At 48.2% G+C, this 14922-nt stretch carries 11 protein-coding genes; 4 read left to right on the top strand and 7 right to left on the bottom strand.

Going from position 1 to position 14922, the window contains the following annotated elements; all coding sequences use genetic code 11:
• Positions 1–8: 8 nt before the first annotated feature.
• Positions 9–3122, bottom strand: a complete 3114-nt coding sequence (locus tag ACYVGO_RS16430) for a SusC/RagA family TonB-linked outer membrane protein (protein WP_460970208.1) — start codon at positions 3120–3122, stop codon at positions 9–11.
• Between the two features lie 323 nt (positions 3123–3445).
• Here ACYVGO_RS16430 and ACYVGO_RS16425 point away from each other — a divergent pair, with 323 nt between their 5' ends.
• Positions 3446–4204, top strand: coding sequence for a DeoR/GlpR family DNA-binding transcription regulator (locus tag ACYVGO_RS16425; protein ID WP_142772308.1), 759 nt, complete (start codon positions 3446–3448; stop codon positions 4202–4204).
• Between the two features lie 184 nt (positions 4205–4388).
• Here the strand turns inward: ACYVGO_RS16425 and ACYVGO_RS16420 are convergent, their stop codons facing one another.
• From ACYVGO_RS16420 to ACYVGO_RS16400, 5 genes are all read right to left on the bottom strand, one after another.
• Entirely contained in the window at positions 4389–5738 is a 1350-nt protein-coding gene (locus ACYVGO_RS16420) for a dihydrolipoyl dehydrogenase family protein (RefSeq protein WP_460970207.1), read from the bottom strand.
• Between the two features lie 122 nt (positions 5739–5860).
• Positions 5861–7492 (bottom strand): ABC-F family ATP-binding cassette domain-containing protein, encoded by a 1632-nt coding sequence (locus ACYVGO_RS16415; protein ID WP_142772306.1) that lies wholly within the window; start codon positions 7490–7492, stop codon positions 5861–5863.
• A 145-nt stretch (positions 7493–7637) separates the two neighbouring features.
• Entirely contained in the window at positions 7638–8717 is a 1080-nt protein-coding gene (locus ACYVGO_RS16410; protein WP_460970206.1) for a formylglycine-generating enzyme family protein, read from the bottom strand.
• A gap of 196 nt (positions 8718–8913) precedes the next feature.
• Positions 8914–10512 carry a sulfatase family protein gene (locus ACYVGO_RS16405; protein ID WP_460970205.1) on the bottom strand — a complete coding sequence of 533 codons (1599 nt, stop codon included), beginning with the start codon at positions 10510–10512 and terminating at the stop codon, positions 8914–8916.
• A 121-nt stretch (positions 10513–10633) separates the two neighbouring features.
• Positions 10634–11563, bottom strand: a complete 930-nt coding sequence (locus ACYVGO_RS16400; protein WP_460970204.1) for an EamA/RhaT family transporter — start codon at positions 11561–11563, stop codon at positions 10634–10636.
• 93 nt (positions 11564–11656) lie between these two features.
• Between ACYVGO_RS16400 and ACYVGO_RS16395 the strand changes: the two genes are divergently transcribed.
• Both ACYVGO_RS16395 and ACYVGO_RS16390 read left to right on the top strand, forming a co-directional pair.
• Complete coding sequence (locus ACYVGO_RS16395; RefSeq protein WP_460970203.1) at positions 11657–12328, top strand: outer membrane beta-barrel protein; 672 nt, start codon at positions 11657–11659, stop codon at positions 12326–12328.
• A 74-nt stretch (positions 12329–12402) separates the two neighbouring features.
• Entirely contained in the window at positions 12403–13530 is a 1128-nt protein-coding gene (locus ACYVGO_RS16390; protein WP_460970202.1) for a serine hydrolase domain-containing protein, read from the top strand.
• A 200-nt stretch (positions 13531–13730) separates the two neighbouring features.
• On the opposite strand, the gene ACYVGO_RS16385 is transcribed toward ACYVGO_RS16390, so the two are convergent.
• Positions 13731–14339: a MarR family winged helix-turn-helix transcriptional regulator gene (locus ACYVGO_RS16385; protein ID WP_460970201.1), complete on the bottom strand. Its 609-nt coding sequence runs from the start codon at positions 14337–14339 to the stop codon at positions 13731–13733.
• A gap of 102 nt (positions 14340–14441) precedes the next feature.
• On the opposite strand from ACYVGO_RS16385, the gene ACYVGO_RS16380 reads away from it, so the two are divergent.
• Positions 14442–14810, top strand: coding sequence for a VOC family protein (locus tag ACYVGO_RS16380; protein WP_460970200.1), 369 nt, complete (start codon positions 14442–14444; stop codon positions 14808–14810).
• Positions 14811–14922 lie beyond the last annotated feature (112 nt).

The following is a 14922-nucleotide window of genomic DNA, read 5'->3' as shown; positions in this document are numbered from 1 at the left end:
TGTCGTCGTTAGAATTTTACGATGAGGTTCGCGCCATAACTTCTGGTACGGGGTAATCCCAACGATTCAAAGCCCTGGTTCGAGCTATTGGTAAAACTCTGCTCGGGATCGAAATTGTCGGTTTGCTTATAGAGTGTCAGGAGGTTACGCGCAACAAACGAGATACTGGCCGACTGTAGTTTCACGAATTTGAGAGCACTCGTTGGAATATTGTAGCTGAAGATGACCTGACGTAGTTTCACAAAGCTGCCATCGTGCAGGAACAGGTCGGTGTAGTTTTTATCGTTGTCATAGTAGACCCGCAGGTTTTCTTTGGCAACGGTACGCGTGTAGGTGTCGCCAGTTGGTGTCACCCCGGTCAGGGTAAGGCCATTTTCGCGCCCATCCAGCGTCCGCTTCAGTTTTCCCATTCGATTGGCATACACTTCCATCACCGAGAAAACTTTGTTGCCAAACTTCCCGTCCAACAGAATATTCAGCGAGAAATTTTTGTATCTGAATTCGTTGGTCAAGCCCATAGTGAGCGGAGGAACGCCTTTCCCTAATTCCTGAAGGGCTGATTTCTGCGCAAACCCTGACGTTGGGTCATACACAATGTTGCCCTTGGCATCGCGCACGCGTGTTGTGCCGACAATGGTTCCGTATGAACTGCCTTCGATGGAGTTGATATAGGCCCAGTTACCAACCGACGTCGCCATCTGCATGGAATTGATGCCGTCGGCCAGTTTTACTACTTTGCTCTGGTTATAGGCCACATTGTAGCTCAGATTCCAGCCAAAATTCGACGTACGGATAGGCGTTACGGTTACCAGTGCTTCGATACCCCGGTTATTCAATTTACCCACATTCAGGTAAACCGAGTTGTAGCCAGACGTTGGCGAGGTGCTGGTTTGAACAATATCGTTTGTGGTTGCCCGATTGTAATAGGTAAGGTCAAGACCGACTTTTTTATTGAAAAACTGTAAGTCAATCCCAGCCTCGAAGGTTGTCGATGTGAGAGGCTTCAGACCAGCGTTGGTCAGACCTGATGCAGCTGTCGCATTGGTGGTCACATTCTGCAGGGGCTGCCCTGAACTCGGAATCATCGAGTAAGTCAGGTTGATCACGTACGGATCGGGCGTAGCGCCACCCACCTGTGCCCACGAAGCACGAACTTTGGCGTAATCTACCAGGCGAGGCAATTGGAACGCCTGCGACAGTACGAAACTCCCCCCAACGGATGGGTAAAAAATGGTGTTGTTCTGTGGACTCAGCGTCGAAAACCAGTCCTGCCGACCTGTAGCCGTTAAGAACGCAATACCCTTATAGTCAAGATCAACCGAGCCGAATACAGAGTTGGTGCGGGTGTGCTGATTGAGCGGTATGGTACTCGACGTAGCAAGGTTGGTAGAGCTATAAAAGAACGGAATTGTAAAGGTTGCTCCTGTCAAATTCAACTGATTATAGCTGAAATTCCGTTGGTTCATCCCGGCCAGTGCCGAAACGCCAAAGTGACCGAATGTGGTGTTGTAGTTTGCGGTGAGCATGCTATTGGTTTCGCTCACATCGGTTTTCAGTTGATTGAACTGGCCATTCGGAATGTAGCGGGTGCCGGTTGGCAGAATGTAGCGATAGTTGTAATTATAAAAATCCCGGCTCACGGTTCCTTTCACCGACAGGTTTTTCAGGATTTTGTAGGTCAGCCCTAACTGACCGATAAAGCGATTCTTGCTATCGTCCTGCTGATACTTATTGACAACAAAGTAGCTGTTGGAAGCAATGTCGGCATCGTTCCAGGCAATTTCATTACCGCTGGCATCGTATCCTGGACTCAGCCACCGTATATCGGAGGTGTTCCCAATCATGTAGGGTGTCCAGTTCGGGTTGCCGAGGGCATCGCCAGCGCCGGTCTTATTATGCCCCTTTTCGAGGGTATACTGAGCCACGGCTTCCAGCGCTATCTTATCCCCGAATGATCCATTAATGTTAAGGTTTCCAGTTTTGCGATTGTAGGTGTTGGTGGGCAAAATCCCTTTGGCATCCAGATCGGACAGCGAAAAACGATAGTTAACTTTCTCATTACCACCGGTGAAGGCTAAGGTATTAGTAAACGTTTTTCCCGTCTGGTAAAAGTTTTTGATGTTATTTTTCTGCGCGCTGTAGGGGTGCGTTTGTCCATCGGCAGCCACAAAGTCGGAACCATCGATTTTAGCGCCCCACGAACGGCGTCCCCAGGCAATGCCCTGGGCCTGCGTCGTTGGCTTGGCGGCTCCGTCGCCCTGACCGTATTCATACTGCCAATCGGGGAACACAGCGGCATTTTCCATGGTAAAGGTCGAATTATACTCAACACCAATACCACGCTGTGCTTTTCCTTTTTTGGTCGTTATCAGGATAACGCCGTTAGCCGCACGCGAACCATACAGCGCGGCAGCCGTACCACCTTTCAGCACGCTAATCGATTCAATATCATCGGGATTGATACCCGCAATTCCGTCCCCCCGGTCCACGTTACCCTGACCACCATTGGGTGTGGCACTTCCGCCCGGTACCGTGTTGTCGATGGGCATCCCGTTGATTACATATAGCGGCTGGTTGTCGCCCGTCAGGGAGCCATTACCCCGGATAATGATCCGGCTGGAACCGCCCGGACCCGTTGAAAGACCCGTTGCGTTGACGCCCGCTATTTTACCAGACAACGCATTGGCTACGTTATTCTCACGGGCCTGCGTAAACTCAGACCCTTTTACTTCGGTCACCGAATAACCCAGGGCTTTCTTGTCTTTCGTGATACCCAGTGCCGTTACCACCACTTCACCGAGTTGCGTAGCATCTTCTTTCAGGCTCACATCAACTACAGAGCGACCATTCACGGCAACTTCCTGGGCCACAAACCCGATGTACGAGAAAATCAGGGTTGCCTGCGAACTCGACAGGCTAATCGAGTATTTTCCCTGACTATCCGTAACCGTTCCTTTCGTAGATCCTTTCTCGACAATGGTCACGCCCGGTAATAGGGCACCATCGCCGGTATTCGTCACTTTCCCCGAAATCGTCTGTGCTAAAACAGGTACACTCAGCAGCCAGAGCATCGTGAGCATCTTCCCCAAATGAGTCGGCCAGCGTAGTAAAGTACAGTCCATAAGTTATGATTGATTAGTTAAGTTAAGATTACTCATCAGTCCACTTTGCAAATTTTGCAATCTTTTAATGCAATTCTTGCGCAATATAGCGGTCGATGTTGCAATTTTGCAAACAATATTTCTTTCAACAGGCAAAAATGTGGATTTTATATGCAAATAATATTTTTTTCATCCTGTTTATACGGCATATGTGAGAATTATGCAAAGTGTATTCCGAAAGCCACTAACTCATTCGTGTATGGTCAGCAGGGCCCGATTTCTGATAGGTAAGATTTTACCTTTATTTTGCTTTTATGTTTAGTAACCGAACGGACCATTCTCTCATGTCAATTGCCTTCTTAAAAGACGAGCGTAAAGATTTAATTATCAACCAATTAAATCTCCACACGCGAATCAACCTGACCGATTTGGCTATTACGCTAAACGTATCTGAAGACACCGTTCGACGCGATATAAATGACCTGGCCGACGAAGGGAAACTGATAAAAATTCGCGGGGGAGCTATGTCGAAGGCCTACCACCATTCGTCGCAGTTGCAGGAAACGTATGCCCATCAGAGCAAACGGATCATTGGCGAGAAAGCACTGACCCTGCTGAAGGATGGGATGCTCATTCTTATGGGTGGAGGTACTACCATTCGGGAGTTCATTAAAATGATTCCGACGGAATTGAAGGCGACCTTCATTACGGTTAACCCCCTGACAGCCGTTGAGTTACTGGACAAACCCAATCTGGAAATCATCATGATTGGCGGGCAGATTTCCCGCTATAGCCAGATGAGTGTGGGGGGTGAAGTGTACCAGCGCCTGTCGGAACTGCGCGTTGATCTATGCATCATGGGCACCAACGCCATCGACGCGAAAGAAGGGCTGACCGATTCGGATTGGGAAACGGTTCAGGCCAAAAAGACTATGATTCGGGCTGCGGAGAAGATCGTGATCCTGGCCATTTCCGAAAAGATGAACAGCGTCATGCGCATGAAAGTGGCCGACCTGAGCCAAATCGACTACCTGATCACCGAACTCCCCGCCGACTCGGTGCAACTGGCACCGTATAAGACGGGGAAGACGGAAGTGTTGTAGAATAGAGCCTATTTTAACACGAGCTATAGGGTCTTATTTCTGACTATGAGCCAATTAAGCGCTATAGTTCGCATTATTTTAAAATTACAGATGCTGTTTTTTGTCATTCCGACGCAAGGAGGAATCTCTAGCACCAGGCGAATTTGAGATTCCTCCTTGCGTCGGAATGACAAAAAACAGCATCCTACTCCGGCAGCATCGAACTCAAATCCGATCCATGTGTAGGATACGCAAACAACGTTTTTCCCAGATCTTTTGCCGAGATACCATGTTTCATGGCCAGCGTGAACAGGTTGATGAGTTCATCGCTACCGGAACCCAGTAGATGCGCTCCCAGAATCTGATCGGTTTCAGCGTCGACCAGCGTTTTGAAGCCTGTGAATTCCTCGTTAATACGTCGGCTATTATACCAATCCGTCGTTTCCTGAAAGGTCACCTTTACGTTTCGACCCTGTTCTTTAGCCTGTTCTTCCGTCAGGCCAACCGACGATAACGTTGGTATAGTAAAGACAGCCGATGGAACCGGGTCATTTGTATAGGTTTGCTTATTTCCATTCAGGATATTTTCCGCCACAATCTTGCCTTCATAGGAAGCCAGTGGCGTAAGGGGTAGTCCTTTGTCAGATGCATCTCCGCAAACATAAACGGCCGGATTCGACACGCTTTGCAGGAATTCATTGACGGTTACCCCTTTTTCATTCACCTCAACGCCAGCCTTTTCTAATGCCAATTCGGCCACATCGGCAACCCGACCAGCTCCATGAACAACCAATTGGGTTGAAACAGCGTGAACTTTCCCCTTTTGCTTATAGGCTACGGTAAGCTTACCCGCTTCGCCTTTTACGTCGGTTACACTGGCTTCCAGTTCAATCTTAATTCCAACTGCTTCCATTGCCTTCACCAACAGCTTAACTAAATCAGCGTCGAATCCTTCCAATGGCCGTTTACCCTGGTGAAGAATCGTTACGTTTGATCCGGCACGAGCCGCTACATGCGCAAATTCAAAAGCAATGTAGCCTCCCCCAATCATGACGATTTCTTCTGGAAGATCAGCAAGTTCCATAAAACCGGTACTATCGGTCAGTAATTCTTCCCCAGGAATACCAAGTGGTTTTGGTCGCTGACCGGTAGCAATGACAATGTGCTTCGCTTGTAGGACATGATCATCAACACGAACCGTGTTTTCAGATACGAACGTAGCCGCTCCATGAAAGATGACAATCCCCTCATCAGCAAATTGCTTTTCTGTTCGTTCCGGTACCGACTCTACGAATGTTTTTTTGAATTGAATGAGGTCAGGCCAGTTGATAGACGCCTTGCCCTGAACCCCTTTGCCAACCAGTTGCTCCGACCGGGCAATGATTTCGGCGGCTCCCACCAGTACTTTTTTAGGATCACATCCCCGCTGCGAGCACGTGCCGCCAAAGGGTAATTTATCAATAACGGCCACGGTTTTACCCGCCTGACGAGCGGCTTCCGCAACTGTTTTTCCGGCCGAGCCCGTACCGATAACAACAAGATCAAACGACTGCATAGAGTAATGACTGGTAGCTTTGTAGGGTATAACTACCAAACACACCTCAGTGGCTAAAAAGAAAATGGATAATCCGGCAAATTTGGCGGATTATCCATTTTCTAAATTGGTTATATTATGACTTACGCTACCGCTGCATACAGTTCCTCACGCTGCGCTTTCACGCGTTCGTCGGTAAGGAATTCGTCGTAGGTCATCAGTTTGTCGAGGATGCCCGCTGGGGTGATTTCGATGATGCGGTTAGCTACCGTCTGTACGAACTGGTGATCGTGCGAGGTGAACAGAATCGGTCCTTTGAAGTCAATCAAACCATTGTTAAGCGATTCGATGGATTCGAGGTCAAGGTGGTTGGTGGGTTCGTCGAGCATCAGGAAGTTAGCGCCCGACAGCATCATTTTCGACAGCATACACCGCACTTTTTCACCCCCGCTCAGAACGGTTGCCTTCTTCAGCGATTCTTCGCCCGAGAACAGCATCCGGCCCAGGAAACCCCGGATAAAGCTCTCGTCTTTCTCCACCGAATATTGCCGTAGCCAATCAACTAAGTTGAGGTCGGTTTTGAAGAATTTCTCTTTTTCAGCATCCGTCGGGAAATACGACATGGTGATCGTGACACCCCATTTAAACGAACCTGAATCAGCCTTGCGTTCGCCCGCCAGAATATCCATTAAGGCCGACACCGCCAGTCCGTCGCGACTAAACAGGAAAATCTTGTCCTGCTTATTCATGGTAAACGACAGATTTTCAAACAGTTTCGTACCGTCTTCAGCCGTATAGGTCAGATTTTCGACCGTCAGAATCTGATCGCCGGGTTCGCGTTCTGCTTTGAAGTTTACGTACGGATACTTCCGGGATGAAGGCTGAATATCTTCGAGCGTAAGTTTTTCGAGCAACTTACCCCGGCTCGTCGCCTGCTTGGATTTCGATGCGTTGGCCGAGAAGCGCCGGATAAACTCTTCAAGTTCTTTACGCTTATCTTCCGTTTTCTTGTTCTGATCCTGGCGCTGTTTCAGAGCCAGCTGGCTCGACTCATACCAGAATGAGTAGTTCCCCGCAAACAGCTTCACTTTGCTGAAATCAACATCCACAATTTGGGTACAGACCTGATCCAAAAAGTGCCTGTCGTGCGAAACCACAATAACCGTATTGTTGAAATTTGCCAGGAAATTTTCGAGCCAGCCTACCGATTCTACATCAAGATTGTTGGTCGGCTCGTCAAGCAGGAGTACATCGGGATTGCCGAAGAGCGCCTGAGCCAACAGAACCCGTACTTTTTCTGAGCCATTCAGATCGCTCATCAACGAATAATGCAGGTCTTCTTTGATGCCCAGACCCGATAGTAGCGTAGCCGCATCCGATTCGGCATCCCAGCCATTCATTTCGGCAAACTCTGATTCGAGTTCGGCTGCTTTTTCGCCATCAGCATCCGTAAATTCTTCTTTTGCGTAGAGGATATCTTTTTCCTGCATGATGTCATACAGGCGTTTGTTGCCCATAATGACCGTTTGCAGCACCGGAAACTCATCGTATGCCGACTGATTCTGATTCAGCACCGACATCCGCTCGCCGGGTGACAGGGACACATTACCCGTTTGGGGTTCAATTTCGCCCGACAGAATCTTTAATAGGGTTGACTTACCCGCTCCGTTAGCGCCGATAACGCCATAACAGTTGCCGGATGTGAATTTTATAGTTACGTCGTCGAAAAGCACCCGCTTACCGTAGCGAAGTGAGACGTTTTGTACCGATAGCATGACGTGATTTTTCGTTCAGATTGAACTGCAAAGATACTAAATTTTAGCGGGATTCTGGGGGAGTGATAGAACGCAGATCTGTATGATCATTATGATTTACACGGATAAAAATCATAATGATCGTACAGATCCGCGTTCCATTCTTTTACTTATCCCGCACGCAGCGAAACCCAAGATTATTACTCCCGCTACTTACTTCACCTTTACCCCGACTACCTGCCTTATAACGAATGCAATACTCATCGCTACACAGGAACGAGCCGCCCCGTTGCACACGCTTCACGGCACCGGGTTCGTCGAGATCGTAGCTGTCCGATGGGCCTTGCGGGTCATTTTTGACCAATTTTGTGTAGTAGTCAGGCCGATAGAAATCCTGGCACCATTCCCACACATTGCCATCCATGTCGTACAAACCATAGGGATTAGCTGGGAAAGATTTCACGGGTGCAACACCCACAAAGCCATCTTCGGTCGTGTTATGATCGGGGAAACTGCCCTGATAGATGTTAGCGACCCATTTGCCGGTAGGCTTTAACTCATCGCCCCAATAGTAGGTGTGGTTGCCTTTGCCACCCTGGGCGGCAAATTCCCATTCGGCTTCGGTGGGCAGGCGTTTCCCGGCCCATTTCGCGTAGGCAAGGGCGTCGTCGTAACTTACATGAATAACGGGCTCGTTCTCATGGCCTTTTATAGAACTGTTTGGGCCTTTAGGATGCTGCCAGCTTGCGCCTTTTACATATTCCCACCAGCGTAACGGATTTTCCAGCGATACTTTCTGAGCAGGTGGCGTAAAAACAGCCGATCCTGGTACGAGTTGCTCAGCCGGAACACCCGGATAGTCACTCGGATTCAGCGGGCGTTCGGAGATGGTTCTGTAGCCTGTTGCCGCGACAAATTTGGCAAACTCGGCATTGGTGACTTCATGCTCGTCCATCCAGAAACCTTTTACAGTAACCGAGTGAACCGGCCGTGCATCCGGAAATTCATCGGCTCCCATCAAGAACGTACCGCCCGGAATCAACACCATCCCGGCCGTACTACCTGCTCCCGATCCGGTACCAGTGGCTGCATTTCGAATAGCGGCCGACCGAGACGGCATGCCTTTTGCAATGCAGGCTGCCGCAGAGTCGGCCGCAGCCTGTTCTTTCGATGCCTGATTCGTTGAATTGCATCCGGCTAGAAGTGTAAATCCTACTAAAACAGCTATAACATATTTCCCACACATATCAGTTATTCAATTAGCGGCTAAACACTTACCACGTTTAACAGCTAGAAAGTGATCTTTTCAGTTTTTTGTCATGGCTCCGGCCACCCGGCTCGACGCAAGGAGAGATCTCAAGCTGGCCGATTTGATATCTCTCCTTGCGTCGAGCCGGGTGGCCGGAGCCATGACAAAAAAACGAGATAAAAAACTCCGCTTATCAAAGCTTACTCTCAAATAACTTGAGCGCTTCATCATCTTTGTATTTCACGATCTGCTCTTTCAGCTTCGTTTTCAGCGAGGCTGTTATGGCTTCGTACCCCTTCGCGCCATAGAGGTTCTTTAAATTCTGAGGGTCTTTCTGGATGTCATACAACTCCCAGAAATCATCGGGGCCGTAAAAACGAGCCAGGGTGTAACGATCAGTTCGTAACCCAAAATGGGGAGCTACGTGGTGTGGCTGCGGGTATTCGTAATAATGGTAATAGGCCTGATCGCGCCAGCCTTTCTTCTGCCCTTTCAGCAAGGGCAGAAACGATTCACCCTGAATATAGTCTGGGATAGCGGTGCCGGTTAAATTGAGTAGCGTGGGTGCCCAGTCGACATTGGAAACCACCTGCCGAACCTGGCTACCGGGTTTGATGACGCCTGGATACCGAATAACAAAGGGAGTTTTTAACGATTCTTCGTAGATCCACCGCTTATCGAACCAACCGTGTTCGCCCAGATAAAATCCCTGATCTGACGTATAAACGACAATCGTATTTTTCGCCAGTCCGCTTTTATCCAGGTAATCGAGCAACTTACCAATGTTTCGATCCAATGAATTTGCCACCGACAGGTAATCTTTCATGTAGCGCTGGTATTTCCATTCGACTAACGCTTTACCGCTGAGTTTCTTTTCGTCAAACTCTTTACTGATTTTGTTTTCGTAATATTCGTAAAATGGCTTTTTCTGCTCGGGGGTAAACCGATTATAGGAAGCCATGGCCCCTTTGGCGTCATAATCGGCATGTACCTTTAAATCATTCTTCAGGAGCATGGTCTTATCAATACTCATGTCCTGTTTTTGTGCCGCCGTACGTCCTTCGTACTTGTCATAAAACGTAGCGGGTAGCGGAAAGGTGACGTTATCATAAGCGCCCAGATCTTCGATGGCCGGTAACCATTCCCGGTGCGTCGCCTTATGACCCACGACCAGAAAGAATGGCTTTGAGGCATCCCGGTGATCAAGCCAGTCGGTGGATAAGCTCGTTACCACGTCGGTAACATAGCCCATGCGTCGGGTTGTCTTATTATTGGAATCGACAAAATCGGAATTGTAATAACTACCATGTCCCGGTAGTATGTTCAGATAATCGAAGCCATGTGGCAGGCTCCCCAGGTGCATTTTGCCAACCCAGGCGGTCTGGTAGCCATTTTTTTGCAGCTCCTCCGTAAAAACGGGCTGATTGATATCAAACACTTTCTCATTGAATTTATAGCCATTCCGGTGCGAAAACTGGCCTGTCAGCAACGTAGCCCGGCTAGGCCCGCAGATGGAATTGGCTACCACATTGTTATATAGAATGGCGCCTTCGCGAGCTATTCGGTCGATGTTGGGTGTTTTAGCCAATTTACTTCCATAGGCACTAATGGCCTGGGAGGTATGATCGTCCGAAATAATGAAAATAATGTTAGGGGGTACCGGTGCGCCGGAGCGGGCATTCTGGCGGGCTGGAAGGGCAGCTTCTGGATTTTGGATAGCACAAACCGAGATGGTCAGTAAGGCCAGTACCAGTAATGGGCCAGATAGGGAGTAGAAACGTTTTGTTGTCATGTAGTTAAATGCAATAGTCGCAAAAGAGTCCACTAAGAATACAAAGATTACCTGTTTCTTTGCGTTTTTATGGATATGATAAGCGCTGGCATCCCTGTTTTTACTTTCTGAAGCACCCTCTTTACACAAGTGCTGCCAGCTCCTGCCATGAGATCAGCCCAATAGCCAAAATGGCTAGCGCCAGGCCAATCTTATTCGCCGTTGAGAGCTGCTCCCGAAAAAACAAAGCGGCCACGAGGGCAGCCAGCACAATTACTCCGATGTTGTAGAGCGGATACACAAAAGCGCCATTGCTGCCAAAGGCCGACAGGGCTAGCAATAGCGTATAGAAACTCAGAAAATTGGGCACACCTAACGTAACTGCACCAATCAGGTTGCGCGGCTGAAAGGTTTCTTTGCCCTGAATCAATCGGATCACCAGCATCAGCAAACCGGCGACAATGGCTCCCAATACCATCGTTAGGGTTACCTGAATAGTTTTATCGGCCGACGGTATGTAATGAATATTCATGTAGTTGATCATGGTGTTAGTAGCTCCGTAGAACAAAAACACCGCAACGGGTAATAATACATTAGCGCCTAGCCGACGCGAAGTTGACGTCGTTGGCAAGTCTGACTTAGCAACTGGCGATTCTTTTTTATAGGTACTCAATCCCACAGCAATTACAGCCATTACCAGGCCCAGGTAGTTCAGTGCATCAAACATTTTGCCGCCCGCTTTAAAAATGAACAGACTGAAACAGACTGGAATAACCAGAGATAGGTTGTTGGCCAGCGACGTAGCCGTGATACCCATGCGCTGGGTGGACGCCCCCGATAGCAGAAAGGTCAGAATAAAGCCAACACCCAGACCGAAAGCCAGCCAGGTCCAGGTTTGAGAAAAATCGATTGAGAAGGATTGACCAGCGGGCAACAGCAACAGTCCCGTCAGAAAGCAAACCGGATAGTTGAAGACGATTGCCTGAAACGTATTGACATCGTAGCGCGGAAACACCCGAAAATTCAGCAGCAGCAGCACCGAAAGCACGATGCTAAGACCTAAAAAGAGCATGAGCGTAGTTGTGGTCTGGTAATTTTGGGGCTAAGTTAACCGGTCGATTCGGTTGTAAGTGTATCTTTCCATCCCTCAACTGGCCGTTTTACGATGAACAGGAAGCTGACTTTTCTGGTTGCCCTTTTCTTTTGTTCAATTAGTCAATCGTTAGCACAGCAGACGCTTTCGGTTTCGGCGACGCTATCGCCAACATTTTCCCACACCTTATACAATTACCGGTACTTTTATCCGGAAAGCGATGGGCAGATTGTGGAGCCTGTCTATATAAGTGGCAGTCGCTGGTCAACGGGATATTCAATTGGTGCATCGGTGCACTATACCTACGCACCCGGCTGGTCGGTTTCGTCGGGTATCTGGTTTCAGCAACTTTCCCTCCGACAGGCGCGACAGGCAGTAGCGGGCGAAGGTACCGTTTCACTACGAAATCGGGTTATTCGCTTTCCTCTGCTCCTGAATTATTATTCCTCGACCCAGCGTCTATCACCTTATTTTTCGGTAGGCCTGTTTGTCGATTTGCCAATAACCTCACGCGTGGTTGTCACGCGAACCGGTGAGTCAACACAATATCTTCGGCTCCTATCAACTCCCCGACCCATTTTTCATGGAATGCTGGGTGCCGGGGTCCGGTATAAACTAACGAGTCGGTACACACTCATAGCGCAACCCACCTGGACCTACAAGTTTGGGCAATTAGGAGGTGCCAGCACAAATGATTCATCAGTTGAACTTAGCATACAGACGCAGCTGGCTTATACATTTTAACAGATTGGCAAATAACTGACGCAACAATAGGCTACTCGTTGACTCTTTTACGCATAAACACACTTCCCTGGCTTATGAAAACGCGTTTCTGGCTTTCCCTCAAAACTAGCGTGCTGGTGATGCTGACCTGGTCTACAGGCCCAATGGTTCAGGCTCAGAACAAGCTGCCTGATCCCCAGCCCGCCCAGGTTGACCAGTTCATTACCCGTCATATGGATAGCGCCAACGTGCCGGGCCTATCGATAGCTATTATTCGCGCGAATAAACTTGTCTATAGCAAAGGCTACGGCCTCACTAAAGCCGACTCAACGCAACGGGTTACATCGGCCACCATCTTCGATGCGGCTTCGTTAAGCAAGCCCGTATTCGCATACGCCGTACTACAACTGGTGGAAGAGCGCTTGCTTGATTTAGATAAGCCGCTTTATGAATACCTCCCCTATCCAGACGTTGCTGCCGACGAACGGTACAAAAAGATTACAGCCCGAATGGTATTGAGCCATCGGACGGGATTCCCGAACTGGCGTAAAAACAGGCGATCATCGGAACTAGCCATGCGCTGGGCACCCGGCGAACGCTTTGGTTACTCGGGCGAGGGCTTCGTTTATCTGCAAAAAGTGGTTGAAAAAATTACCGGAAAACCGCTGAATGACCTGATGACAAAACGGGTATTTATTCCCTTGCAAATGACCCGCAGTAGTTACGTCTGGCAACCCACGTTCGACGCTAATTTTGCTTACCCGCACGATCAGGAAGGGAAACCAGAACCCAAATACAAATCCAATCAGGCCAATACAGCCTATTCTCTACAAACTACCGCCGACGATTATGCCCGGTTTCTACTGGCTATCTTAACGCCCAGGGGCTTGACAGTAACGACAGTGAACCAGATGCTGACATCTCAGGGGCGGTTACCCAAAACGTTTTCAGGCACATCTGATTTACTTTCACCAACGCTGAGCTGGGGATTAGGATTTGGCTTGGAACACAGCCCGAAAGCCGATTTTTTCTGGCACTGGGGCGACAACGACACCTACAAATGTTACGTAACCGGCTGCGCGAAAAGCCAGGATGCCGTGGTCTATTTCACCAATTCAACCAACGGCCTTACATTGATCGGCGATATAACCCGCCAGTTTATGGGATTCGACCCAACAACGGTTTCGTTTTTGGGCTATAAGCCTTATAGAAAGGGGCAATAAGCATGTAGGCTGTAGCAAAATGCACGCCCCGAAGGCGGGTTTGAAGCCCAACCAACACCATGTTCTGTCAAGCAAACCCTCGAAAGCTTTAATTTTTTCCATTGATTATCAGGTCGTCAAAAACACACAACACATCCGAGACAGGGTGTGAAGGGGCACCTGGCTGTAGGGTGATGAAAGAACCACCCTACAGCCAGGTGCTATCCATTTTCGTTTTTTTTTTTATCCTCTAACCACTGTTTGGCAAGCGAAGCTTCAACGGGCTGTAGCAATTGGATGCACAGCTGTACTTGTTCTTCGGCTAATCCGCCAAAACACATTTCGTTCACTTCACTCAACTTTTGGTAGCAGGCGGCTAATACGCTTGCCCCTTCTTTGGTCAGCTCTAACCGCTTAGTCCGCTTATCTAGCTTATCACCCTGTTCTACGATTAGTTCAGCTTTCTTTAATCGGTCGAGAATCAACAAGCCTGATGACAGCTCGTTGAAATTGGCCAAAATGACATCCGTTTTCTTTGGAGTTGACGTATTGGCAATGGAGTTGAGGTATAAAAACTCGTCGAACGTACTGATACCGCAGTCCTTAAAGGCTCCCATAACATATAGATTATGAAGCCTGGCAATCCTACCTACCAGCTTCGTGAGTATGCTGGCGCTGTCAGGAGGAACGGGAGATTGCCAAAAGGTAACCTTTTTGGTTTTCTGCTCCTGATTAACCAGGTAGTCTTGACAAAACTGGCTTAGTCCAGCCTTGGGGTTTTCTTCCTCATACTTCGCCCATAGGTTAATCAACTCCACAGTCTTATTCATATATATCATATTTGATGTAAATATAATAAAAAACAGCACCAATGATTAAATATAATTACAAATGCTGTAAATTTGAACAAATAACATCATACATGATATAATATGGAAGATTTAAAAGTAAAGGGTTTAACAGGGATAATCATGTCATCGCCTGAGCCGGACCGGTTAGTCAAATTTTACAACGAAGTGTTAGGTATCCCATTGGCACTTAATCGTCATGGGAACACGCCCGACCATTGGGAGTGCGATTATAATGGCATCCATTATGCTGTACTTAAACGAAAAGTGAACGAGCAGCCAAACGAGAATATCGTACTCTCTTTCGCTGTGGATGATATAGAGCGTTTTATAACCACACACAACATTAAGATGATTCATCCTATTATGGACTTAGGAGATGGAGCTTATATAGCTAGCTTCAAAGATCCTGATGGCAACATACTGCGCTTTTGGATGGACAAGAAGCAATAATAACAGATAAACTTATGAAGTGGCACAACCCTCCATCTGGATCTGATGCGTATTAGTCAGACAAAGGGGCTGATTGTACTAACTTCATAAGCTATTAGGCCGATTTTGTGTT

Source organism: Spirosoma migulaei, from assembly GCF_054776855.1.
Note: the sequence above shows the minus strand (reverse complement) of the source record. Positions and strands in the feature narration are given on the sequence as shown.

Excerpts from the sequence above, each read along its gene's own strand:
- ACYVGO_RS16395 (WP_460970203.1), top strand. The coding sequence starts at position 11,657 with ATGAACAGGAAGCTGACTTTTCTGGTTGCCCTTTTCTTTTGTTCAATT.
- ACYVGO_RS16390 (WP_460970202.1), top strand. The coding sequence starts at position 12,403 with ATGAAAACGCGTTTCTGGCTTTCCCTCAAAACTAGCGTGCTGGTGATG.
- ACYVGO_RS16380 (WP_460970200.1), top strand. The coding sequence starts at position 14,442 with ATGGAAGATTTAAAAGTAAAGGGTTTAACAGGGATAATCATGTCATCG.
- ACYVGO_RS16410 (WP_460970206.1), bottom strand. The coding sequence starts at position 8,717 with ATGTGTGGGAAATATGTTATAGCTGTTTTAGTAGGATTTACACTTCTA.
- ACYVGO_RS16400 (WP_460970204.1), bottom strand. The coding sequence starts at position 11,563 with ATGCTCTTTTTAGGTCTTAGCATCGTGCTTTCGGTGCTGCTGCTGCTG.
- ACYVGO_RS16420 (WP_460970207.1), bottom strand. The coding sequence starts at position 5,738 with ATGCAGTCGTTTGATCTTGTTGTTATCGGTACGGGCTCGGCCGGAAAA.
- ACYVGO_RS16425 (WP_142772308.1), top strand. The coding sequence starts at position 3,446 with ATGTCAATTGCCTTCTTAAAAGACGAGCGTAAAGATTTAATTATCAAC.
- ACYVGO_RS16415 (WP_142772306.1), bottom strand. The coding sequence starts at position 7,492 with ATGCTATCGGTACAAAACGTCTCACTTCGCTACGGTAAGCGGGTGCTT.
- ACYVGO_RS16405 (WP_460970205.1), bottom strand. The coding sequence starts at position 10,512 with ATGACAACAAAACGTTTCTACTCCCTATCTGGCCCATTACTGGTACTG.
- ACYVGO_RS16430 (WP_460970208.1), bottom strand. The coding sequence starts at position 3,122 with ATGGACTGTACTTTACTACGCTGGCCGACTCATTTGGGGAAGATGCTC.
- ACYVGO_RS16385 (WP_460970201.1), bottom strand. The coding sequence starts at position 14,339 with ATGAATAAGACTGTGGAGTTGATTAACCTATGGGCGAAGTATGAGGAA.